Source organism: Serratia ureilytica (genome assembly GCF_013375155.1).
GTDB classification, from domain to species: domain Bacteria; phylum Pseudomonadota; class Gammaproteobacteria; order Enterobacterales; family Enterobacteriaceae; genus Serratia; species Serratia ureilytica.
This window is the reverse complement of sequence record NZ_JABXOF010000003.1, coordinates 56,727-80,271: the sequence shown is the minus strand read 5'-3', so window position 1 is coordinate 80,271 and position 23,545 is coordinate 56,727. Positions and strand designations below refer to the sequence as shown.

19 protein-coding genes are annotated in these 23,545 nt (G+C 62.5%); 6 read left to right on the top strand and 13 right to left on the bottom strand.

The genetic code is table 11. The features are described 5' to 3' along the window. Positions 1-95: 95 nt before the first annotated feature. Positions 96-1,007, top strand: a complete 912-nt coding sequence (locus tag HWW83_RS06935; RefSeq protein WP_033643004.1) for a LysR family transcriptional regulator — start codon at positions 96-98, stop codon at positions 1,005-1,007. 290 nt (positions 1,008-1,297) lie between these two features. Beyond that, positions 1,298-2,467 (top strand): cupin domain-containing protein, encoded by a 1,170-nt coding sequence (locus HWW83_RS06930; RefSeq protein WP_042784444.1) that lies wholly within the window; start codon positions 1,298-1,300, stop codon positions 2,465-2,467. Between the two features lie 36 nt (positions 2,468-2,503). Here the strand turns inward: HWW83_RS06930 and HWW83_RS06925 are convergent, their stop codons facing one another. The 9 genes from HWW83_RS06925 to HWW83_RS06885 form a co-directional block, all read right to left on the bottom strand. Continuing rightward, positions 2,504-3,808, bottom strand: a complete 1,305-nt coding sequence (locus HWW83_RS06925) for a cytochrome c (RefSeq protein WP_176589150.1) — start codon at positions 3,806-3,808, stop codon at positions 2,504-2,506. Between the two features lie 11 nt (positions 3,809-3,819). After that, positions 3,820-4,278 carry a (2Fe-2S)-binding protein gene (locus HWW83_RS06920; protein ID WP_033650458.1) on the bottom strand — a complete coding sequence of 153 codons (459 nt, stop codon included), beginning with the start codon at positions 4,276-4,278 and terminating at the stop codon, positions 3,820-3,822. Further along, complete coding sequence (locus HWW83_RS06915; protein ID WP_176589149.1) at positions 4,278-6,500, bottom strand: xanthine dehydrogenase family protein molybdopterin-binding subunit; 2,223 nt, start codon at positions 6,498-6,500, stop codon at positions 4,278-4,280. Before HWW83_RS06915 ends, HWW83_RS06920 begins: the two co-directional genes overlap by 1 nt. A 200-nt stretch (positions 6,501-6,700) precedes the next feature. After that, positions 6,701-7,525 carry a M55 family metallopeptidase gene (locus HWW83_RS06910; RefSeq protein WP_176589148.1) on the bottom strand — a complete coding sequence of 275 codons (825 nt, stop codon included), beginning with the start codon at positions 7,523-7,525 and terminating at the stop codon, positions 6,701-6,703. A 16-nt stretch (positions 7,526-7,541) separates the two neighbouring features. Further along, complete coding sequence (locus tag HWW83_RS06905) at positions 7,542-8,597, bottom strand: P1 family peptidase (RefSeq protein WP_122022443.1); 1,056 nt, start codon at positions 8,595-8,597, stop codon at positions 7,542-7,544. A 154-nt stretch (positions 8,598-8,751) separates the two neighbouring features. Next, on the bottom strand, positions 8,752-10,851 hold the full coding sequence (locus HWW83_RS06900) for a peptidase domain-containing ABC transporter (RefSeq protein ID WP_047026162.1): 2,100 nt from the start codon (positions 10,849-10,851) through the stop codon (positions 8,752-8,754). Then, positions 10,844-12,118 carry an HlyD family secretion protein gene (locus HWW83_RS06895; RefSeq protein ID WP_089194717.1) on the bottom strand — a complete coding sequence of 425 codons (1,275 nt, stop codon included), beginning with the start codon at positions 12,116-12,118 and terminating at the stop codon, positions 10,844-10,846. Before HWW83_RS06895 ends, HWW83_RS06900 begins: the two co-directional genes overlap by 8 nt. Positions 12,119-12,379: 261 nt before the next feature. Further along, entirely contained in the window at positions 12,380-12,658 is a 279-nt protein-coding gene (locus HWW83_RS06890; protein ID WP_122016637.1) for a hypothetical protein, read from the bottom strand. A gap of 315 nt (positions 12,659-12,973) precedes the next feature. Next, positions 12,974-13,717: a sulfite exporter TauE/SafE family protein gene (locus HWW83_RS06885; protein ID WP_033642997.1), complete on the bottom strand. Its 744-nt coding sequence runs from the start codon at positions 13,715-13,717 to the stop codon at positions 12,974-12,976. A gap of 107 nt (positions 13,718-13,824) precedes the next feature. Here HWW83_RS06885 and HWW83_RS06880 point away from each other — a divergent pair, with 107 nt between their 5' ends. After that, positions 13,825-14,706 (top strand): LysR family transcriptional regulator, encoded by an 882-nt coding sequence (locus tag HWW83_RS06880; RefSeq protein WP_142075479.1) that lies wholly within the window; start codon positions 13,825-13,827, stop codon positions 14,704-14,706. Between the two features lie 6 nt (positions 14,707-14,712). Here the strand turns inward: HWW83_RS06880 and HWW83_RS06875 are convergent, their stop codons facing one another. From HWW83_RS06875 to HWW83_RS06860, 4 genes are all read right to left on the bottom strand, one after another. Continuing rightward, entirely contained in the window at positions 14,713-18,282 is a 3,570-nt protein-coding gene (locus HWW83_RS06875) for a molybdopterin cofactor-binding domain-containing protein (RefSeq protein ID WP_176589147.1), read from the bottom strand. After that, positions 18,275-18,817 (bottom strand): (2Fe-2S)-binding protein, encoded by a 543-nt coding sequence (locus HWW83_RS06870; protein ID WP_047575905.1) that lies wholly within the window; start codon positions 18,815-18,817, stop codon positions 18,275-18,277. Before HWW83_RS06870 ends, HWW83_RS06875 begins: the two co-directional genes overlap by 8 nt. A gap of 85 nt (positions 18,818-18,902) precedes the next feature. Continuing rightward, entirely contained in the window at positions 18,903-19,376 is a 474-nt protein-coding gene (locus HWW83_RS06865; RefSeq protein WP_028128198.1) for a MarR family winged helix-turn-helix transcriptional regulator, read from the bottom strand. A gap of 66 nt (positions 19,377-19,442) precedes the next feature. Further along, on the bottom strand, positions 19,443-20,501 hold the full coding sequence (locus HWW83_RS06860) for a 2,5-dihydroxypyridine 5,6-dioxygenase (protein ID WP_046686996.1): 1,059 nt from the start codon (positions 20,499-20,501) through the stop codon (positions 19,443-19,445). 326 nt (positions 20,502-20,827) lie between these two features. Between HWW83_RS06860 and HWW83_RS06855 the strand changes: the two genes are divergently transcribed. The 3 genes from HWW83_RS06855 to HWW83_RS06845 are packed head-to-tail and all read left to right on the top strand — an operon-like array spanning position 20,828 to position 23,538. Then, on the top strand, positions 20,828-21,979 hold the full coding sequence (locus HWW83_RS06855) for an FAD-dependent monooxygenase (RefSeq protein ID WP_033645813.1): 1,152 nt from the start codon (positions 20,828-20,830) through the stop codon (positions 21,977-21,979). After that, the gene (locus tag HWW83_RS06850) at positions 21,976-22,770 is read left to right on the top strand and encodes an alpha/beta fold hydrolase (protein WP_176589146.1); all 795 of its coding nucleotides are present in this window, start codon (positions 21,976-21,978) and stop codon (positions 22,768-22,770) included. Before HWW83_RS06855 ends, HWW83_RS06850 begins: the two co-directional genes overlap by 4 nt. Before the next feature lie 15 nt (positions 22,771-22,785). Then, positions 22,786-23,538: a maleate cis-trans isomerase family protein gene (locus HWW83_RS06845; protein ID WP_016927838.1), complete on the top strand. Its 753-nt coding sequence runs from the start codon at positions 22,786-22,788 to the stop codon at positions 23,536-23,538. Positions 23,539-23,545: the final 7 nt, after the last annotated feature.

Here is a 23,545-nt window from a genome sequence, read left to right as displayed (position 1 = left end):
CGTTCCACATCGCTTGTTTTGATGTCTGGTATCATGCGCGCCGCCGTGCCATGATGTCTAATGCATTCCGGAACAAAGAAAGATACCTTTGAGGTATGGCAATGATTGAACTGCGTCGCCTGCGGGCGTTCGTCACCGTGGTGGAAGAAGGCAACATCACCCGCGCCGCCGAGCGGCTGTTTATCCAGCAGCCGCCGCTGACCCGCCTGTTGCAGGGGTTGGAAGACGAATTGGGCGTGAAGTTGTTACAGCGATTGCCGCGCGGCGTGCGCGTCACCGAAGCGGGCGGCGTGCTGTTCGAAGAAGCCCGCGCCCTGCTGGCGCGCGCCGAACGCCTGCGCGAAGCGGTGCAGCGCGCCGCCCGCGGCGAGCAGGGCCACATCGCTATCGGTTTCACCAGTTCCGCCGCGCTGCACCCGTTCGTGCCCAACCTGCTGCGCCGCTACCGCGACATCCTGCCGGGCATCACCACTCAACTGGAAGAAGCCGGCAGCGGCGAACTGATGGAGGCGTTGCTGGAACAGCGCCTCGACGCCGCCTTCGTGCGCTCGCCGGCCAACGGCATTCCCGGCCTGAGCGTCGAGCCAGTGCTCAGCGAGCCGATGATCGTCGCCCTGCCGCTGGGCCACCGGCTGGCGCAAGAAACGCAGCAACCGCTGCCGTTGGCCGAACTGGCCCACGAGGCGTTTATTCTCTATCGCCGCCCGGCCGGCCAGGGGCTGTACGACGCTATCCTGGCCGCCTGCCACCGCGCCGGCTTCAGCCCGCGCATCGTGCAGGAAGCGCCGCGCCTGCCGGCCACCCTCAGCCTGGTCGGCGCCGGATTAGGGGTGTCAATCGTGCCCGGTTCCATGCGGCGGCTGGGCGGCGACGGCATCGTCTACCGCACTCTCGCCGCAGAAGCGCAGCTCAGCGCCCCGCTTTACCTGGCGCTGCGCCGCAGCCCGGCCTCGCCGATCGTCGAGCGCTTTCGTCAGCTGGTGCTGGAGACCGTGGGGCAGTCATAAAAAGCCCGAACGGCCAATAAAAAATGACGTTCGTTTATTATTTATTTAAGCCTGTGAGCGGTGAAAATTAATTCCAATCCATGACTATTCAACTTCCGGTTAATTAATTAAACCCGCTCTCACTTAGTAACAAACGCAAACAAATAAGCGCCTACGCAATACATTCCAGCCGCTAGGATTTAAGGGTCACAGCCTATTCCCGCCGATGACAAAAAATCATTTCAATGGCGATCGCGCCTTCCCTGTCGCCTGCTGCTGCAGGCGCACGGTTTTATATTGGAGAAAACGCTATGCTATCACGTCGTGATATATTGAAAGTCTCCGCCGTCAGCGCGGCCGCCGCCGGCATGATCGGCGGCATCGCCAAAAATGCCGCTGCCGACGACCATCGCAATATCGTGCCCCCCAGCAGCTATCAGCCGCCTGCCGATGCGCAGCATCTCTATAAATACAAATTCACCGACAGCAAAAAGCGCAGCCTGCCCAACGGTTGGGCGCGCGAAGCCACCGTCGAGCAATTCCCGATCTCCGAAGGCGTGGCGGGCGTCGACATGACGCTGGAGCCGGGCGGCGTGCGCGAACTGCACTGGCACGCCATCGCCGCCGAATGGGCGTTTATGCTGGAAGGCCATGCGCGCATCACCATCCTCGATCCCGAAGGCAAATGTGAGGTGGCGGACTTCGGCCCCGGCGACGTCTGGTATTTCCCGAAAGGCTATGGCCATTCCATTCAGGCGCTGGCGGACGGCGCGCATTTTATTCTGGCGTTTGATAACGGCCACTTCTCCGAATTCGGCACCTTCAGCATTACCGATTGGGTGGCGCATATGCCGAAAGAAGTATTGGAAAAAAGCGTCGACATGCCGGCGGCGGTATTTTCCAAGGCCAAACAGGGCGAGGCTTATATTGTCGGCGGCGCCGTTCCGCCCACATTGCCATTGCCGAAAAGCGACGGCGGATTAAATAACGCCCCGCTGACCCATCGCTATGAATTAATGAAGCAAAAGCCGTTCTTTGAAAATGACGCCGGCAGCGTTCATTTGGTGTCGTCGAAAGAATTTCCCATTTCCACCACCATGACCGGCATCATCGAGATCGTGAAACCCGGCGCAATCCGGGAATTGCACTGGCACCCCAATGCCAACGAATGGCAATACTATATTGCCGGCAAAGGCCGCATGACGGTGTTCAGTTCGCACGGCCACGCGCAGACGGAAGAGTACGCCCCTTCGGACGTCGGTTACGTGCCGCAGGGCTTCGGCCATTACATCGAGAACATCGGCGATGAGGATTTGAAGGTACTGATCGTGATGGACAACGGCATTTATCAGGATATTTCGTTGTCCGACTGGCTGGCGAAAACCCCGGCCTACCTGCTGGCGGACAACTTCAATAATCAGGTTGAGGACTGGCAGGATAGACCGAAAGACAAACGGGTGATGTCGCGGCGCAGCCGCTGACGCCGCGGCGAGGGAGAATCTCCCTCGCCGCTTTCTTTACTGCTTGCGCTGCTCCGCCACCTGTTTGGCGGTGACCTTGCCCTGCTTGTCGCCGAAATGGCCGACCACAAAGTTGGCGACCGCCGCCACTTCCTCGTCGGAATACGCGCTGCCGAACGCCGGCATCATCTCATGCCGCTCGCCGACGCTGATGCTTGTCCCCTTCAGGATGGCCTGCACCACGCTGCGCCCCTGCGGATCGTTCACCGCCGTGCTGCCGACCAGCGACGCATACTCACTCTGGCGGCCCGGCCCGTTCCACTGGTGGCAGCCGCTGCAGTCGTTGGCGAACACCCGGCGCCCGAGCGAGCTGTCTTGCCCGCCCGGCAGGATCGGTGTGGAAGCCCCCGCGCCCTTCGGCTGCAAGTTCACCGTTGCGGCGCCGTCGCCGGCGATCGGTTCGATATCGCGCAGGTATTTCACCAGCGCCAGATTATCTTCCGGCGTCAGGAACTGCAGGCTGTTTTCCACCGCTTCCGCCATTGGGCCGGCGGCGCTGCTGCGCCCCGGCGCATGACCGGTGGCCAGATATTGCGACAGCTGCTGGTCGCTCCAGCCGCCGATGCCGGTCTGTTTGTCCGGCGTGATGTTGGCGGCGAACCAGCCCTGCACCACTTCACCGCTCAGGTGCTTGCTCTGGTTAAGGCCGAACCCCAGATTGCGCGGCGTATGGCACTCGCCGCAGTGGCCGAGCGCCGTCGCCAGATAGGCGCCGCGATTCCACTGTTCATCCTTGTTGAGATCCGGCGCGAAGCGCTGCTCCTGGAAGAACGCCAGGTTCCAGAATTTCATGCCCCAACGCTGATTGAACGGGAACGACAGATCGTTTTGCGGGTTGGCCTGTTTCACCGGCGGCAGGCTGAACAGATAATCCTTGATCGCCAGCACGTCGTCGCGGCTCAGCCCGGTGTACGAGGTGTACGGCATCGCCGGATACAGGTTACCCTGCGGGCAGATGCCCTCACGCACCGCGCGCACGAACTGATCGTCGCTCCAGTTGCCGATGCCGGTCTCCTTGTCGGCGGTGATGTTGGTGCCGTAAATGGTGCCGAACGGCAGTTTAAAGGCGAAGCCGCCCGCATAAGGCGCGCCGCCCGGCGCGGTATGGCACGCCACACAATCGGCGGCGCGCGCCAGGTATTCGCCGCGCGCCAGTTTATCGGTCATGCCGGCCGGCGCCCCGGCGATCGGCGCCGCAGGCTCCGCGCCGGCAGGCCGCAGCAGCGTGTACAGCGCGTATCCTCCCGCCAACACCACCACGGCGATAATCAGCCATAACAGCCCTTTCAAGGCGTTGCTCATCGCATCTCTCCCTAACCCAACGCCTTGGCGGCCTGGTGGATGGCGGCGCGAATGCGCACATAGGTGGCGCAGCGGCAGACGTTGCCGCCCATCGCCGCGTCAATGTCCGCATCGCTCGGGTTTTTGCTCTGGGCCAGCAGCGCGCTGGCGCTCATGATCTGGCCGGACTGGCAGTAACCGCACTGCACCACGTCCAGGTTGAGCCAAGCTTCCTGCACCGCCTTGCCTTCCGGCGTGGCGCCCACGGCTTCGATGGTGGTGATTTTCTTGCCGGCGGCGGCGGAGACCGGCGTCATGCACGAACGCACCGGCACGCCGTCCAGATGCACGGTGCAAGCGCCGCACATGGCGATGCCGCAGCCGAACTTGGTGCCGGTCAGGCCGGCTTCGTCACGCAGAAACCACAGCAGCGGCATGTGCGGATCGCCCTCAAAGGTCAGCGGCTGCTCGTTTACGGTTAAATGAATCATCAGGTTCTCTCCTTGTCAGACGCCGGATTCGCAGTGGGATTATGCAGCGGCAGGCTCAGCGAGGCGCGCGGCCGCCCGAGCAGCGCCAGCGCGTTGCCGACCGCCGGAGCGATGGTCGGCACCCCCAGTTCGCCTACGCCGGTCGGTTTCTCGGTCGAGGGCACGATGATCACCTCAACCTCCGGCATCTCATTGATGCGCAGCGGGCGGAAATTATTGAAGTTGGACTGTTCGACCACGCCGTCTTTCAGCGTGATATTGCCGTACAGCGCCAGGTTCAGGCCGTAGCCGATGCCGCCTTCGATCTGCGCGCGGATCACGTCGGGGTTCACCGCCACGCCGCAGTCCACCGCGCACCACACCTTGTGCACTTTCGGGATGCCGCCTTCGCCGATCGATACCTCGGCCACCTGCGCCACATAGGTGTCGAACGCCTTGGCGACGCCCACGCCGCGCGCGCGTCCGTCCACCACCTTGGCGCCCTGCCAATCAGCGGCTTTGGCCACCGCCCGCAGCACGCCCGCCGCGCGCGGCGCGTCGCCCATCAGCGCCAGCCGCCCTTCCACCGGATCCTGCCCGCTTTCCTGCAGCAGTTGATCGATAAAGCTCTCCACCGCGTGGCCGGTGTGGGTGCTGGCGACCGACCGCAGCGAGGTGGTCGGCACCTTGCCGGGCACGATATGTGCATCGCAGCGGAAAGCTTCGAAGGTATAAGGCACCTCGCTGGCGCCCTCGACCATCATCTGATCGAGGCCGTTGACCACCAGCGCATCCATCGCGCTGTGGCGCGTCCAGGAGTGGCCGACTACGGTATCGGTCCAGCCCACCACCTTGCCGCCGCGAATGGCGCCGCGCAGGCGATGCAGGATCATTGGGCGATACCAGCCGTTGCGGATGTCGTCCTCGCGCGTCCACACCACTTTCACGCCGTGGCCGGGGCCGATGCCCTTGGCCGCCGCCGCCATGTCGGCCGCCAGATCCGGCCCCAGCGTCGGGTTGCCTAAATCGATGCGACGGCCGAAGCTGCCGCCCGCCAGAATGGTTTCAATCTGTACCTTGTCCGGCGGCAACTCGAACAGATCGCACAGCTGCTTATGGTCGAGCGTCTGAATTTGGCAGCCGTAGCGCGCCTTGACGCTCTCGCCGTCCCAGAACAGATAGCCGTCCAGCGGCTCCATCGGCGCGTGCGCGACGTAGGGGAAGGTGTATTCGGCCTCGATCACCTTGTCGGCCTTGTCGAACACCTCGTCCGGCTTGCCGAGACTCTTCGCCACCACGCCGGTTTTCTGCGCCACCTGGCGGAACTCGGCGTAGATTTCCTCGGTGTTGCGTCGCTCTGCCTGCGCATCGTCCCAGGTGACCCTAAGCCGATCCCGCCCCTGGATCGCCGCCCAGGTATTGTTGGCGTAAACCGCTACGCCGGTGGCGATTTGCTTCACCGCCACCACGCCCGGCACCGCCAACGCACGTTCGGCGTCAAACGTCGCCACCTTGCCGCCGAAGCGCGGCGGTTTCTTGATGGTGACGGTCAACATGCCCGGCTCGTGGATATCCTGCGAGAATTGCGCGCTGCCGTTGGTTTTCGCCAGTGAATCGACGCGGTGCAGACCGCGCGTTTTGCCGATCAGGGTGAAATTGGCCGGATCCTTCAGCGCCAGGCTGGCGGGATCGGGCGGCGGCAGCGTGGCGGCCAACTCGGCGAACTCGCCGAAACCCGCTTCGCGCCCGCTGGCGGCATGGCGGATCTTACCCGCCTGCACGGTGATTTCCTGCGCGGAGGTTTTCCAACTCTGCGCGGCGGCCTGCACCAGCAGCGCGCGCGCCATGGCGCCCATGCGCCGCATCTGTTCATAGGCATTGGCGACCGAGCTGGAACCGCCGGTGCCCTGGAAGCCGAAGGCCAGGTTTTTGTAGATATTGGTATCCACCGGCGCGGCCACGACCCGCACCTGAGCCCAGTCGGCGCCGAGCTCTTCGGCGACCAGCGTCGCCATGCCGGTATAGACCCCCTGGCCCACTTCGGTGTGTTTACTGATGACGGTGACGATGCCGTCGGCGCCGATCTGGACGAAGGCGTTGGCGTCAAACGCCGTCGCGCCGGCGGCGGCCGGGGCGTTCGAGCGCGCCAGCGCGCCGGTGGACGGCAGATAGGCGCCGATCACCAACGCCCCGGCGCCGACGATAAACCGCCGCCGCGAAAGCGGAACTTGGGATATGCTCATTGCTCATGACTCCAAAAAAGCCGAAGGCGTCACTGCCTTCGGCGAAACAAATCTTGTTATGGGAATGGCTTGTCGCGTTCGTCAGGTGATATAGCGCAACAGAGCAATAATTAGCGTAGCCTATTATTCAGTAGACTTAATGTTGAAGAGGGTTTTTCTATTGGAGAATCGTGCGGTGCGGGCAGGCCCCCGCACCGGAGTCAACTCTGCGTCGTCGCCAGATAGGAGAAGACGCTGAGCAGGTTGATTTGCGCCGCCATGTTGTCGCTGTCGAAGGCCACGGTGAGCGCGTCCTGGCGTTCCACGCCGGGCACCAGGCTGAACAGATCCGCCAGCACCGGTTTGGCCGCCATCAGCGTCAGCCGGTAAGGCGGCATGAAGCGGCGCTCTACCGGCAGTCTGGCGCCCTGGCGCACCTGTTGCATCGCCCGTTCGCGGATCTCCGCCCGCGCCCGCTGTGGGCTGAGCGATTCGGCGGCGGTTTGCGAGATGGCGCGTTTTACGCAAACATAGCCAGATTGCGGATAACGTTCAGCAATCCAACGTTGCAGCTCGTCGTCACCGCTCACCAACCACAGCGGCACGTTCAACTCCGCCGCCATCGCCGCATACAGATCGCTTTCGCCTACCGCCTCGCCGTTCAGGCTAACGCGATAAAAGGCCCGGCCGTTGATGGTATGCGCCAGCACGCCGCGTTCGCCGGCGGCGCTATGATAACCGATAAACATCAGGCCGTCGTAACGTTGATGCTGCAGCCCTTCCACCATCGACAACCCACGCGGCTTGCCCTGCACCAGGCGCACCCGCGCATCGATGCGATCGGCGCGCAGGTTTTGCATCATGGCGTGGCTGTCGGCCACCGTCACCTCGGTGGCGCCGCCGGCAAAAGCGCCGTCGATGGCGGCGTTGACCTCCTGCTCCATCAGCTCGCGCGCCGCCGCATAGTCGGCGTGGGCCGGGTTGCACTGCTCCGGCCGCATCACGCCGGCAATACCCTCAATATCCGCAGAGATAAAGACTTTCACATCACACTCCCGTTATTTAATTTGCCGCCAGCCGATCGAGCAGCGGGCCCAGTGCCATACGATCGTGCTGCTGGAAACCGCTGACGCCCTCGGCGCTCAGCAATGCATCCAGCACCGCGTATTCGGTGGCGTCCGCGGCCGCCGCAAACAGCGGCTCCAGCCGTTCATCCGGCAGCGTGGCCCCCAACAATCGGGTGGAGAACGCCAGCGCAATGTCGCCGGAGCCGTGCCCCCAATGGCTGCCCACCCGCCCCAGGCCCGCGCCTGCTCTGCGGGCGATGCGGTTAAGTTGGCGGCTGTCCAGCGCCCGATCGCAGGCGATGATGATGATGACCGAACCGGCGTCCACCTGCGGCGGCGGATCCGCCAACAGCTTGCCCAGCGCCTGGCCGACGCGCACGCCGCTCAGCGTCAGCGAGTCGAGAGTGCCGAAATTGGCCAGCACCAGCACGCCGAGCGTGGTGCCGAGCCCCGGGCAATAGCGCGAGGCGGTGCCGATGCCCCCTTTCAAGCCGAAACTGCTCATGCCGCGCCCGGCACCGACGCTACCGCGCGCAAAGCGGGTGGAATGGTTATCCAGCGCGCTGAAGACGTGCTCCTCACGCACCGCCATCGCCTGAATATCGTTGAGGTAGCCGTCGTTGCACTCCAGCACCAGCGGGTTGATGGTGGCGCTGCCGCGGCCGATCTGCGGATAGCGCCGGCAGCTGCGCCGCACCATGGCGTTGAACAGCGTGCCGACCGCGAAGGTGTTGCTCAGCAGGATCGGCGTTTGCAGCACCCCCAGTTCGTTCAGCTGCACCAGCCCCAGCGGCTTGGCGAAGCCGTTGAGCACCGCGCTGCCGCACGGCAGCGGCTGGTTGAACAGATCACCCGGCGGTACGATGGCGGTGACGCCGGTCTGACATTCGCCGTCGGCCAGCGTGTGATGCCCGACGCTGACGCCCGGCACGTCGCACAGGGTGTCGGTCGGGCCGGCCGGATAACGCGCGCCCGGCAGGCGGCGGTGGCGCCGCCAATAGCTCAGCAGATTATCGAGGCTTTGTTGTTCAAATGCCTGGCTGTCTGTCATGGTTCCCTCATCCGCCGTTAGCCCATCAGAAAACCAGAATATCGCGCAATGCGCCGCGCCGTAAATTGAAAGCGGAAGCGAGCAGCAAAAATAGCCTTGCCCCATCGCCACTTAAAGCAATGTAAATGGCTTGTGGCGCAGGTGATATCCCCCCTTATCCAAGATGGATAACCCGATCTGCCGACGCAATGGTCGTTTCACGGTGGGCAATGATCAGCTTAGTGATATTGAGTCTCTTAATTGCCTGATTCACGGCAGCTTCGCTCTCCTTATCCAGTGCACTGGTGGCCTCATCCAGGAACAAAATAGCCGGTTTCTTGTAGATTGCCCGGGCTATGAATAGCCGTTGTTTTTGCCCGCCGGACAACCCTTCCCCCAACTCGCCGATCGGGGTTTCATACCCCATCGGCATGCGCATGATCACCTCATGCAGATAGCTGGCACGGGCACAGGCTTCCATCCAGGCATCATCCATCTTGTCCGCGAACCCGCAAATATTTTCCCGGATTGAGCCGGAGAACAGTTTGTCGTCCTGCATCACGCAGGCAATCATTTTGTGGTAGTTGTTGATGCCGAGCTGCCGAATATCAACGCCGTTCACCTCAACCCGCCCTGCAGCCGGGGTAAACAGTCCGCACAACACCTTCATCAACGTGGTTTTGCCGGCGCCGGACGGGCCCACGATGGCCACGCTTTCGCCCGGCGCAACGCTGATGTCCAGGCCATCAAAGATAGCCGGTGACTGGCTGTCGTAACGATAGCTCAGGGCATGGGTCGTCAATCCCAAAGGTTGCAGGCCCGCCGTGTAAGGGTGATCGGGTTTACGCTCCTCCCGCGGATGCAGGGCGATATCGGCAATGCGCTCGTTATGCAGGCTCATCATGCGCAGCTGCAGCAAAAATTCCGTCAGCGACCCGATGCGGTCGGAGAACTGCCCCCGAAAGGCGCCGAACGCCACGAACATGCCGAGGGTCATCTGGTTATCGATCACCAGGCTGGTTCCCAACCACAGAATGACGATCTGGTCACACGCCGCTATGAAGGTGTTGATCCCGCCAAACAGCATGTCCATTCGGGTGACGCGGATCCCCGTGTTGATGGTGTCGATTTCAAGGTTTAGCCAGTGAGCGATGCGGCGTTCTGCCATGCCCTGCATTTTGACGGTAGCGATACCGTACAGCGTTTCCATAAAATACGAGCCGGCCCGAGCCTCTCTCACCAGCGCCTCCTCGGACAGCTGACGGTAATAGCCGTAGGTCAGCAGTCGCATCAACACATAAAGCGCAGTGAAAGTGAGCACTACCCAGGTCAGCCAGCCGCCATACAGCGCCATCATCACCAGCACACCGATCACCATGATGCCGTCCATGATGGCGCCGACGATGCTGGTGGTGAAAGTGCTGCGCAGCGTATCCAGTGAACCGAAGCGTGACTGAATGTCCCCCAGCTTACGACGTTCAAAGTAACCGAGCGGCAGGCGCAGCAGATGGGTGAACAACCCGGACTGCCACTGAACGTTGATAAGCGTCGCCATGACCAATCCTGACCATGCCCGCACCATGCCGATGGCGGCCCGCAACAAGATAAACAGCATCAATCCGGCGCAGATGAGCGACAGTAACCCGCGATCTCCGGCAGGAATAGCATGATCCATCACCAGCTGCGTGCCGATGGGCATCACCAGGTTGATGGTTTCGAATACCAGAGACAGGCAAAAAATTTTGCCGAGCGCCCCCTTGAGGCCATGCACGCTGCCGATCAGCGTGCGAAGATGAATGCGATGGCGGACGCTGTCGGCGGTGAATTCGCTGCCAGGCCAGGCCTCAAGCGCTACGCCGGTGAAACTGTGCGACAGTTCCGTCAGGCTGACGGCCCGGCGCCCGCGCGCCGGATCATGCAGCACTGCGCGGTGGCCTTTGACGCTGACCAGCACCACAAAATGGTTGAATTCCCAGTGCAAAATGCAGGGCAGTTTTAGCGCGCCGAGTTCGTCCAGATCCAGCGACAGGGGACGGGTACTCAACCCCAATTGCTCGGCGATACCGGTCAGTCCAACCAGCGTTGCACCGCGGGTTGACAGGTTGAACTGCCGGCGCAGCGCGATCATGTCGATATTTTTGCCGTAATAACCGCAGATCATCGCCAGACAGGCCAGCCCGCATTCCGACGACTCGGTCTGGTGCACCATCGAAACCCGGTGGCGCAACCGCAGATCCAGTTGGCTGACCCGTTGTTTGAATGAGGTCCTACTCATTGACTGGCCCCGTCGCGCTGTGTTTCATGTCGTAGAACGGCGACAGCATCCATTGATAAATCTTCCTTTTTTCCAGAAACAGGGTGCTTTGCGCTTTCATGCCGTTTTCCAGGCTCAGACGTTTACCGTCGTAGGCAATGGCCTGTTTCTCCGGCATGACGATCACCTTGTAGTACGGCACGGCGGCGGTCAGCGCCGCTTTGGGCGCTCCCTGATAGGTCAGCATTTCCTGCGGCGAGGCCGGGGCTTTGGAGATGACGGCCACCGTACCGGCAAACTGGCCAAATTTCTCCGCCGGAAAAGCGTCATAGCGCACATTGACCTTATCGCCGGCGACGATGTAGGGGATAGCGTCGTTGGGCACCCACAGTACCAGGGCATAGCGATCGATGTTTTGCGGGATAATCTGCAGCAGACTGTCGCCGACGTTGACCATTTGGCCAACCGTGACGCTCAGCGAATCGATACGGCCGCCGGCCAGCGCGCGAACGATAATATCGCCAGTGGCATCTATGTTTTGCCGCTCCTTTTGCAGCTCGTAGCGCTGCAGCTCCATCTGGTAAATCTGGTTGTCGAATTCGGCAGCCTGGATATGGATCTGGCTTTCCAGCGCGGTGATCTGCAGCGCATTCTGTTCGTTCTGGCCGGACAGGCCCAGCAGGTTGTTCTGCTGCTGGTAATACAGCGCCACCTGGTTGGTGAGCTGATCCTTATTGATCAGCCCCTTGGTCTGATAGTGCCGGTAGTTCTCCATGTTTTCCTTCATGATGCGAATCCCTTCCTGGGCGCGTTTGAGGATATCGGTGGAACGGGTGAATGCGGCGGTGTATTGCGCCTTCTGTTGTTCCAGCATGATAAGCGTGGCCTGCTTGCTGCTTTCCAGTCGGTTGATGATTTGCGCAATGCGTGCCAGCTGGCCATCGATATCCCGGCGCTGATTGTCGCTGATCACACCGCTACGGGTACTCTTGCTGACGTCGATCTGGTAAATGGGGGCACCAGCGGCAATCACCTGCCCTTCGGTGACGAATTGCTTGACCACTATCCCCTGGACGGCGGAATAAACGTTGGCGGCGCGCGGATAAGTGCTGATCTCACCGGTCACGTTGACCCGCCGGGTATAGGTACCGGCGATCGCGAAGGTGATAAAGGCGATGAAGAAAAACAGGCAGAGCCCTGTCGTGCCCCAAACGGGAATACCGGGTAGCAGGAGCGCCCTGCCACGCCACTTCATTTTCTGATTCTCGATCGCTTCCTGGCGAAACATGAGCAGCGTCCCTTAGTGATAGCTAACATTCAAATTCACAGACTACTGTATTGACAATAAAATAAGCTGAAGGTCAGTTAATTTTGGTGAGAGGATATGAAACTATTAAAATAAACACCTTTAAATCTTCTGAGTGATTCCTGGCGCCAATAAATTTTTATGAACGTATGCTTCACCCAATAGCAGTATCATATCCAGAGAAAATCCGAGAGATCCAGTTCGACAAGCCTTTTTATTTTTTAAATCCTACAGCATCTACTTCTAACTCATTTTCATCGTAGCAAAATAGACGATCGTCATAACAATAACAAAAATAGAACAGAACAATAAATCACCTGAAAAATCCCTCAATGAATCCAAATAATCATTGCTGTTCTTATTTAATTTTTTAATGGCATCGCTTTCGTTCTCAGCCTCTACTTCGATATGATGCTTTCTGAACCCCTTCTGCTTCATGACGTTAATTATTTCTCGCGTAACCACTTCCTTTTTTAGCACTTTTGATTCATCACTCTTTATAAAAACAACATATCTATTCATCATATACCCCATCTCCGTTATCAGACGCTCTTTTTCCACTCCTATCTCGATCCTACCATCCACCTGACACCGCATCGAATTGGCTACTTAAAATTTCATTCATAAATACTCTCCTATGGGTTTACTGGTTTTACAGTCATTAAAAACAGCTGCAGTGGCAAATGTAAAACACACTAATAACAATCCATAACCACCCTGTATTCCATGAAAAAAACCAATAAGAAAAGTGTGTTCTAAACATTGCAACTCATCATATTAAAATAAACCCCAGAATAATATATCGAACCTAATTACACGCGCATGCTATCGATTCAATTAATTGAATCGCCAAATAATCTCAACGCCCAAGATTAATAACCCAATAAAGAAGAGGCGGCGGAACAGCTGCGGGCGACAATGACGACGCACCCTCTCCCCCAGCCACATGCCGCCCAACGCCGGCAACAGAGCCAACAGCGAACCGCCGAGCAGCGTGGCGGGCAGCGCCTGATGCCAGGCTAAACCGGCGGCCAGCGCCAGCGTCGAGACGGTGAACGACAGCCCCAGCGCCTGCACCAGATCGTCGCGCGCCAGGCCCAACGCATTCAGGTAAGGCACCGCCGGAATGACGAACACTCCGGTGGCGCCGGTCAGCGCACCGGTCACCAGGCCGCACAGCGGCCCCAACCAGGGTTCCGCCGCAGCGGAAACGCGCCAGTCGAAACGGGTAAAACCCAGCAGCGCATAACCGATCAGACACACGCCCAGCGCCAGCGGCGCCAGGCGGCCGTCGCCGGCAGTGAGCGCCCCCGCGCTCAACACCGTGCCAAGCGTGACGCACAGCATCATCGGCCAGAGCCGGCGGCACAGCGCCCCCAGCCGCGCCCCGCGCAGCAACTGCCACAGGTTGGTGATCAGCGAAGGCAGCAACAGCAACGCGGCGGCCTGACCCGGCGGCATCATCAGGCTGAGCAGCCCCATCGACACGGTCGGCAGCCCCAGACCGATCGCTCCTTTGACCGTGCCGGCCAGTGTAAAAATGCCCGTCAGGGCGATAATCTCGAGTAGCGTCAGCGACATGCGTCTATCCTTATGGCGAATCAACGGCTCGATTGTGGCCGGCGGTATGGCGCGGCACAATGCGGCAATGGCAGAGCCTGCCTGCGGCAAAGACAGAGGGAAAACGCATGCATTTTGACTTTATCGATCTGCGACTGTTGGCGGCAGTGCTCGAGACCGGCAGCATCACCGCCGGCGCCGAGCGCGTCGGGCTATCGCTGGCCGCCGCCAGCGCTCGCATGCGCGGGCTGGAGCAACAGGCCGGCGTAGCGCTGCTGACGCGCAATCCGCGCGGCGTCCAGGCGACGCCCGCCGGTGAGCGCCTGTTGCATCACGCGCGAGTGCTATTGCAGCAGCGTGAGCGGTTGCGCGGCGACCTGGCCGAGTTCGCGCCGGGCCAGCGCAGCCGGCTGCGCATCGTCGCCAATACCGTCGCCGCCGACGCTTTTCTGCCGGAGCTGTTGGCGGATTTTCTGGTGCTGCACCCGCATACCGATATTGTACTGGAGGAGCTGCCCAGCCCAGCCATCGCGCAGGCGATCGCTGAACAGGCAGCGGATATCGGCATCGCGGCGGATCACGCCGATCTGCGTGGGCTGGCAAGCTACCCTTTTCGCCAGGATCGTCTGGTGCTGGCGTTGCCGCCGGGGCATGCGCTCAGCGGCCGCCGCACGCTCAGCTTTGCGGACGCCCTGCCTTTTGATTTCATCGGCCTGCCGGAAGAGAGTGCGCTGCAACAGCATCTGGAACAGCTGGCGATACGCAGCGGCGGCCCGATGCGGCTGCGGGCGCGCGCGGCTCATTTCGACGCCATCTGCCGCATGGTGCTGCGCGGTGCCGGGCTGGCGGTGGTGCCGGAAGAGAGCGCCCAACGCCATCCGCAAATTCGGCACAGCGCACTGACGTTGACAGACGAGTGGGCGACCCGGCGCCTGTCGATCGCTATGCGTGACCTGGCGCAGCTGCCGCTGCCGGCGCAGCGGCTGGTGGCATTCCTGCGCCAAGCCTGAGGCGGCTCAGTGCGTGCGCGGCTCTGCGCGCAGCCGCGCCACCTGAGCCTCCACGTCGCGCCAGGCCGGTTTGTCGCCGGCATAGCGATGGCGCAGATAATTCACCAGCGCCGTCACCTGCCGATCGGAAAAGCTGTCCTTAAAGCCCGGCATAAAGCCCAATTCGGCGGTGGCCGGTTTGGGGATCCCTTGCAGGATCACCTTGATCAGGTTATCGGGGCGATCGCTGAAGATATTGGTGTTATTGGCCAGATCCGGGCTGACGCCGAACAACTGCGGCCCGCCGGCGGCGGCGCTGTGACAGGCCTGGCAAGCGCCCTGAAACAACCGCTCGCCCGCCAGTTGACCCGCAGGCAACGCGCGGGCCGCCAACTGCGCCTGCGGTTCCACATTCAGCGTCGCCTTGGCGCTCAGCGACATCACATAGTTGGCCATCGCCCGCAGATCGCTCTGCGGCAACGTCGCCAGTTCGCTGACCACCGGCCCCATCGGCCCGGCCGCCACGCCGTGCTCGGCGGAATGCCCGCTGCGGAAGTACTGAAACAGCTGTTCCTCGGTCCAGGGTTTGTCCGCGTTGGCCAATTGATTCAGCGCCGGCGCTTCCCACCCGTCCACCATCCCCCCCGCCAGGAAAGCCGCGCCGCCCTTTTCCGCCCCCAGCAGATTGCGCGGCGAATGGCAGGCGGCGCAGTGGCCGAGCCCGTTGACCAGATAGGCGCCGCGATTCCACTGCGCGCTTTGTTGCGGATCGGGTTGAAATTCCCCCTGGCGCAGGAACAGCGCGTTCCAGCCCGCCATCAGCGGCCGCAGGTTAAACGGGAAGCGCATCTGATTGGCCGGGTTGCTCTGGCGCACCGCCGGCTGCGACATCAGATAAGCGTACAGCGCCTGCATGTCGCCGTCGGTCATTTTGCTGAAGGCGGTGTAAGGAAATGCCGGATACAGATGGCGACCGTCGCGGGCGATGCCTTGGCGCATCGCCCGATCGAATGCGGTAAATGACCAGTTGCCGATGCCGGTTGCCACGTCCGGGGTAATGTTGGTGCTGTAGAGCGTGCCGAACGGCGTCGCCATCGCCAGCCCGCCGGCGTTGGTCGCCCCTTCCGACGCGGTATGGCAAACCGCGCAGTCTCCGGCGGCGGCCAATTGACGGCCGCGCTCCAGCGTGGCGGCCGACCAGGTGCCGGCGCCGGGCGTCGCCACCGGCGCGATCTCCGCCCGCCACGGCAAGGCGCTGCCGGCGATGCCCAGCACGGCGCCGAACAGCCCCGCCGCGCCGCCGAACCACCATTTGCCGCGCTTCTTTTTCTTGGGCGGCGCGGCCTGCCGCTCGGCGTCCGGCCCGTTCAGCGCCTCTCGCAGCTTGTCCGAGGTGATCGGCAGCTCGCGAAAACGAATGCCGGTGGCGTCGAACACCGCGTTGGCGATGGCCGCCGCGCTGGGCACCGACGCCGACTCCCCGGCGCCCAGCGGCGGATCGTAAGGGCGCGGCATCATCACCACGTCCACCTCCGGCACCTCCGGGAAGGTCAGGATCGGGTAAGCCCCCCACTCTTTGGCGGAGACCGTCGATTCCTCAAAGGTCACGCGCTCTTTCAACACCCGACTGGTCGATTGCAATACGTTGCCGTGAATTTGGTGGCGCACGCCGTCCGGGTTAACCATCATGCCCGCGTCGTGGCCGACCACGATGCGCGTCACCGCCACTTCGCCGCTGGCTTTGTCGATCGCCACGTCGGCCACCCAGGCGGCCCAGGCCGCGCCAAAGCCGGGAAACTTGCTGTGGATGTAACGGGCATAAGCAAAGCCGCGCCCGCGCAGCACGCCGTCTTCCGCCGGGGTCTGCATCGGTTCGGTGTGCGGCGTCCAGCCGGCGCGTTCTGCGGTGCTGCGCATCAGTTCACTGGCGCGTTCGTCATGGATATAGCGCAGCCGATATTCCAGCGGATCGACGCCGGCGGCGTGGGCCAGCTCATCGATATAAGATTCGTGGGCGAAGGTGTTCGGCAAGGCGGAAACGCCGCGCATCCAGGAGGCGCGCACGATCGGCGCCATGTCCTCGATGCTGACGCGCAGCGCCGGATACTCATAAGGTGGCACCGAGGTGCGGTCGCCCATTTCATAGGCCACCGGCAGCGGTTCGACCCGGCCGGTCAGCAGCAGCGCCAGCGTCGGCGCGCCGTTGGAAGGATAATAGGTGCGAAAGTCGTAGGCGACCGGGTGCCCGGCGGCGTCCAGCCCGCCGTCCACCTCCATCAGTTGCGCCGTGCCCTTCGGTTCCCACACATGCTCTTGCTCGCGGGTCAGCTGCACCCGCACCGGCCGGCCCACCGCCCGCGACAGCAGCGCCGCGTCGGCGCAGACGTCATCGGCGCAATTGCGGCCATAGCAGCCGGCCGCCTCCATGCGAACGATCTCGATCTGCGCTTCCGGGTATTCCAGCAGCCAGGCCAGATCGGCGCGCAGCAGGTGCGGATTCTGGCTGCCTGACCAGACCTGCAGGCGCTCCGGCCGATAGTCCGCCAGCGCGCAGGAAGGGCCGATCGAGGCATGCAGCTGATACGGCCACAGGTAGCTGCGGGTGAAACGCCTGTCGGCCGCCGCCAGCGCCGCGTCCACATCGCCGGTATCGTGCACCACCCGGGTCGAGTGCGGATTGTCGCGCAGCGCCTGCGCCACGTCGGTCATCTGCGGCAAATTGCGGCGCCAGTCTTTCCAACTGACCTGCAGCGCCTGCGCCGCCTTGATCGCCTGCTCTTCGCGCTCGGCGACAATGCCGATGAAATCGCCGATCACCACCAGTTTGACGATGCCGGGAATATGCGCGATCGAGGTTTCATCCACCGCCAGCAGGCTGGTGCCGACAAATTCGCCGCTGTCGTACCCGGCATAGGGCGGCCGCACTACCCGGCCGTGCAGCATGTTCGGCAGGCGCATATCGTGTACGTAAGTGGTTTCGCCGGTCGCCTTGGCCGGAATATCGACGCGCGCGGCGCTGGTGCCCACCAGGCGATACTCCGCCTGCGGTTTCAGCGGCGCGTCGCCGGAAATCGACAGCTCGACATGACCGCCGGCCACCAGCTCGGCGTAGCTGAGCGCCTGCCCCTGCGGGCTGCGGATCACGCCCTCCTCCAGCGTCAGCTGTTCCACCGGCGCATCGAAGCGCTGCGCCGCCTGGCGCAACAGCCAACGGCGCGCTTCGGCGGCGGCGTTGCGCAGCGGCACGGCGGAGATCTGCAGCGTGGCGCTGGCGATGGTGGCGCCCTGATTCGGCGCGCGTTCGGTATCGCCCAACACCATTTGCACCTGATCCACGCGCAGGTACAGCTCTTCGGCGACGATCTGCCCGAGCGCGGTGCGCACGCCGGTGCCAAGATCGACATGGCCGTTAAAGGCATAGATTTCGCCGCTGCCGCACAGGGCGATAAACAGCCCCTGCTCTTTGGGCTTCAGCACCGGCGTTTGCCCTTTGGGCACCGGCCCCGAAGGCGGTTGCACGCTGTCGACGATCAGCAGCACGCCGTCGCGCTGCAGCAAGTCGGCCTGGCTCGGCGATGGGACACGGGAATCAGTCATGGGCGTGGGCGTCCTCATCGCGGCAGAGAATGATGGCGCGCTGAACCGCACGCAGGATTTCGAGATGGGTGCCGCAGCGGCACAGGTTGCCGGACAGCGCCTGACGGATCTCCGCCTCGCTCGGGGCGGGATTGCGATCCAACAGGGCTTTGGTGGTCATGATCATGCCATTGAGGCAGTAGCCGCATTGCGCCGCCTGCTCTTCGATAAAGGCACGCTGCACTGGGTGCAGGCGCTGGCGATCGCCAAGGCCTTCCAGGGTCACAATCGCCCGTCCGGACACGCCGAGCGCCGGGATCACGCAGGAGCGCGCCGCCACGCCGTCGATCAACACGGTACACGCGCCGCATTCGCCCAGGCCGCAGCCGTATTTCGGGCCGTTGAGCGCCAGATCGTTGCGCAGCACCAGCAAGAGCGGCGTATCCGCCATCACCTGCGCATGAAGCTGTTCGCCGTTCACCGACAGCATCAGCGGATGCTCCGTCAGCGTGGTTTTCGCGCCTTCCCTGGGCGATTGCACTTCAGATATCGCCATTGTTCGCGTCTCCGCCTGCACGTGATGGTCTTATGGGCTGGCCTCTCGCCGCCGACCACCAGGCAACCGACGTTGCGCGGGCGAATCAGCCGGTGGCAGGTTCTTCCAGCATTTTATTCAGCAGGAATATCAGCGCTATCCGTTCGGCCGGGTTCAGCGTACCGAACGTCAGTTCTGTGATTTTCGCCGCCTGCGGCACCGTTTCCGCCAGCAGCGCGCCGCCGGCGTCGGTGAGGCCGACCACCACCTTGCGCCGATCGATCGGATCCGGCGTTACCGTGATCAGATCGCGCGCCTTCAGCCGTTCGACGATGCCGCGGATGGTGGCCTGATCCACCGCCGTCACCTGCACCAGCTCGGTCAGCGAGCTCGGCCCCATATCGCGCACCGCGCACAGGGTGATGAACTGCACCGCCGTCAGCTGCGAATCGCCGACGTTTTGCTGGAAAATCGCCACGTGGCGCTGATAAACCTTGCGCAGCAGGTGCCCGACTTGCTCGGTAAAATGATAATTTTCGGGTTGGCCGCTCACGGCTGACGGGTATTCGGGGGGCGTCATTGCGTTACTCTCACCATCTATGGAATCCACGAGAATAGTACAAACCCCCGCCGTTGGCAGCAACGATTACGCCCGGCGCACGCGCGACGCCTCCGGCGCCACCACTTCACCGTCCGCCACCACCGTTTGCCCGTCGAGGCGAATGTCGCAGCGGCGCAGCGCGATATCCATATGGCAAGGCGTTTTGCGCGTGCCGCCCACTTCGGTGTTCGGCCCGGTGGAGAACAGGAAGTTGCCGTAGAACGCGCGCGCGTCCATGCACATACCGTCGTTCTTGTCGTGCAGGCCCATCGCCGTCCACTGGGCGCGCGGCTGCAGGCCCCAGCCGATGTGCGAGATGCCGTACACCTCCGGATCGTCGAAGTATTTCATATATTCGCGCAGGTATTCCGCCTCGAAGCCGCCGTGAATGCGGGTGACGAACCCTTTTTCGATCTCCAGCGTGATGCGTTCGCGCGCATAGCTTTTGAACGGCAGCAAAATATCGCCGACCTCCAGCACCAGCACCCCTTCCGCCTGCTCCTCATTTGGCCAGGTGAACAGGAAACCGCTCGGCCAGTGATCCCAGCGCCCCGGTTCATCGGCATAGCCGTACTCGGTCACCGTCGGGTATTGCCCCAGCGGCGCGCGGAAATCGCTGCCGGCGGCGGAGGTTACCTGCATCAGCTTCGCCTGCTCCAGCACGGCGGCGGCGGCCAGCACCCGCGCCTTGTCCTCCGCGTTGGGCAACATGCGCGCCAGCACCTCCGGCGGCTCCACCGCCAGCAGGATGCGGGTGCCGGTTTTCAGGATCTGTTCCTGCTCCGGCGAATGCAGCAGCATCATGGTATCGACGATCAGGTCGGCGGCCTCCAGCGCACGCTGCGCCGCCAGATTGCCGGTCAGCGCGGTATCGCCGCAATAGGCGGTCATGTCGTTGCCCATCGCTCGCGGATGGTTGAACGCCGGCAGTTCGACGGCATACACCTTGGCGCCCAGCCGCAGCGCCGCGTCGGTCGCGGCGCGCACCGTGCGCGCATCGGAATAATGGCTTTTCAAAATCGCCACGCTCTGCGAAGCATCGACCTTCGACAGCGTAAGCACCTGCTCGAACAGCTGTACCAACTGGGTTTCATTGACCGCCATGGCCTGTCTCCTGTCTCGTCAAGGGTGACCGACGCCCGCAAAGCGGCGGTTATTTTTCAAACAATTTAAAGTGAACACACTCGTTTTATCTAAGTCAAAAAAGCAAAGGAAAGCAAGCTGCGAATATCCACCATAAGAAAGTCCTATTTCATCCCGCGTCAATCCTGTGATTAACATGAGTTTAACAGTAATACGCCGTCAATTAGCGTGAGCAAGATCTGATTTAACACTTTTGCAACTTTGCGTTATCTAGCGTGTGCACTATAAATCGATCGTCCAGCCATGCGTTGGACCTACGCTGAAAAAAGCCAACAGACAGGGGAAACATGATGAGCAAACAACCACGCATCGCCGTCGTCGGCGCCGGGCTGGGGGGCGCCGCTGCCGCCGGGCTGCTGCAAAAAGCCGGCTTTACCGTCGATCTGTATGAACAGAGCCCGGCGTTCTCACGCCTCGGCGCGGGCATTCACATGGGGCCGAACGTACTGAAGATTTTCCGCCGCCTCGGTATTGAGCAGCGGTTGGAGCAGATGGCGTCTCATCCCGATTTCTGGTTCAGCCGCGACGCCGAAAGCGGCGACTACCTGTCGCGCATCGAACTGGGCGCCTTCGCCCGCCGGGAGTACGGCGCCGCCTATGTGACGGTACACCGCGGCGATTTGCAGGCGTTGCAGCTCTCCGCGCTGCAGCCCGGCACCCTGCACTTCGGCAAATGCCTGAGCAAAATTGAAGATCGCGGTGACGAGGTGGTGCTGAACTTCGTCGACGGCACCTCGGCCCACGCCGACATCGTGATCGGCGCCGACGGCATCAATTCGCGCATTCGTGAGCACCTGCTGGGCGCTGAAGCGCCGACCTACAGCGGCTGGGTGGCCCACCGCGCGCTGATCCGCGGCGAGAAGCTGGCGAAATACAATCTGACGTTCGAAGACTGCGTAAAGTGGTGGTCGGCGGATCGCCATCTGATGGTCTACTACACCACCCAACGGCGCGACGAGTATTACTACGTCAGCGGCGTCCCGCACCCGGCCTGGGATTTCCAGGGCAGCTTCATCGACAGCAGCCGCGAAGAGATGTTCGAGACCTTCGCCGGCTACCACCCGATCGTGCAGGCGCTGATCGAATCCAGCGAGCAGGTCACCAAATGGCCATTGCTGAACCGCAAACCGCTGCCGCTGTGGAGCGAAGGCCGCCTGGTGCTGCTCGGCGATGCCTGCCATCCGATGAAACCGCACATGGCGCAGGGCGCGGCGATGGCGATCGAAGACGCCGCCATGCTGACCCGCTGTCTGCAGGAAACCGGCCTCGGCGACTACCGCACCGCCTTCCAGCTGTATGAAGCCAACCGCAAGGAGCGCGCATCAAGGGTGCAGGCGGTGTCCAACGCCAACACCTTCCTGCGCACCCAGGAAGATCCGGCCTGGGTCTACGGCTATGACCTGTACGCGCAAGCGCTGAAATCGGAGAACGCCGCATGAGCACCTTCCTCTACGGCGCCCACGTTCACGCCAACGACATTCGCCAACATTACCTGCGCTACGGCGGCCACGGCCCGGCGCTGATCCTGGTCCCCGGCATCACCAGCCCGGCGATCACCTGGGGCTTCGTCGCCGAGCGACTGGGGGAAAAATACGACGTCTACGTGCTCGACGTGCGCGGCCGCGGTTTGTCGTCCAGCGGCCCGGAGTTGGCTTATGACGCAGAGACCTGCGCACAGGACGTCAACGCCTTCGCCGCCGCGCTGAACCTAGGCAGTTACGCCCTGCTCGGCCATTCGATGGGCGCCCGCTTCGCCCTGCGCGCCGCCGCTTTGCAGCCCGACGGCGTGCGACGGCTGGTGCTGGTCGATCCGCCGGTTTCCGGCCCCGGCCGCCGCGCCTATCCCGGCCAATGGCCGTGGTACGCCGACTCCATCCGGCAGTCGCTGCCGGGCATGAGCGCCGAGCAGATGCGCGCCTTTTGCCCAACCTGGAGCGAAGAACAGCGTCAGCTGCGCGCCGAGTGGCTGCACACCTGCTACGAGCCGGCGATCCAACGCGCCTACGACGATTTTCATCAGGTGGACAGCCACCGCGACTACCCGCAGCTGAGCATGCCGACGCTGCTGATGGCCGCGGGCAAAGGCGGCGTCATTCAGCCCGAAGACCGGGCGGAGATCCGCGCGCTGCAGCCGGAGATCGCCATCGTCGAGGTCGAGAACGCCGGACACATGATCCCGTGGGACGATTTCGACGGCTTCTTCCGCGCCCTGGGCGATTTTCTGGATTAACTGAGGAACACCGACATGAGCAACCACTACCGCATCGGCCAGATCGTGCCCAGCTCCAACACCACGATGGAAACCGAGATCCCGGCAATGCTGGGCGCGCGCCAACTGATACGCCCGGAGCGTTTCACCTTTCACTCCAGCCGCATGCGCATGAAACACGTCAATAAAGAAGAATTGGCGGCGATGGACGCCGAGTCCGATCGCTGCGCGCTGGAGCTGTCCGACGCGCGGGTCGACGTGCTCGGCTACGCCTGCCTGGTGGCCATCATGGCGATGGGGCTGGGTTACCACCGCGAATCGCAGGCCCGGCTGGCGCAGGTGACGAAAGACAATCAGGCCGCCGCGCCGGTCATCAGCAGCGCCGGCGCGCTGGTCAACGGCCTGAAGGTGATCGGTGCCAAACGCATCGCGCTGGTGGCGCCCTACATGAAACCGCTGACCCAGCTGGTGGTGGACTACATCCAGCACGAAGGCATCGAGGTCAAAGTATGGCGCGCGCTGGAGATCCCGGACAACCTCGACGTCGGCCGGCACGATCCGGCCAGGCTGCCGGGGATCGTCGCCGAGATGGACTTACGCGAGGTCGATGCTATCGTGCTGTCCGCCTGCGTGCAGATGCCTTCGCTGCCGGCCGTCCCGACGGTGGAGGCCCAAACCGGCAAACCGGTGATCACCGCCGCCATCGCCACCACTTACGCGATGCTGACCGCGCTGGAGCTGGAACCGATCGTTCCCGGCGCCGGCGCCCTGCTGTCCGGCGCTTATTGAGGAGGCA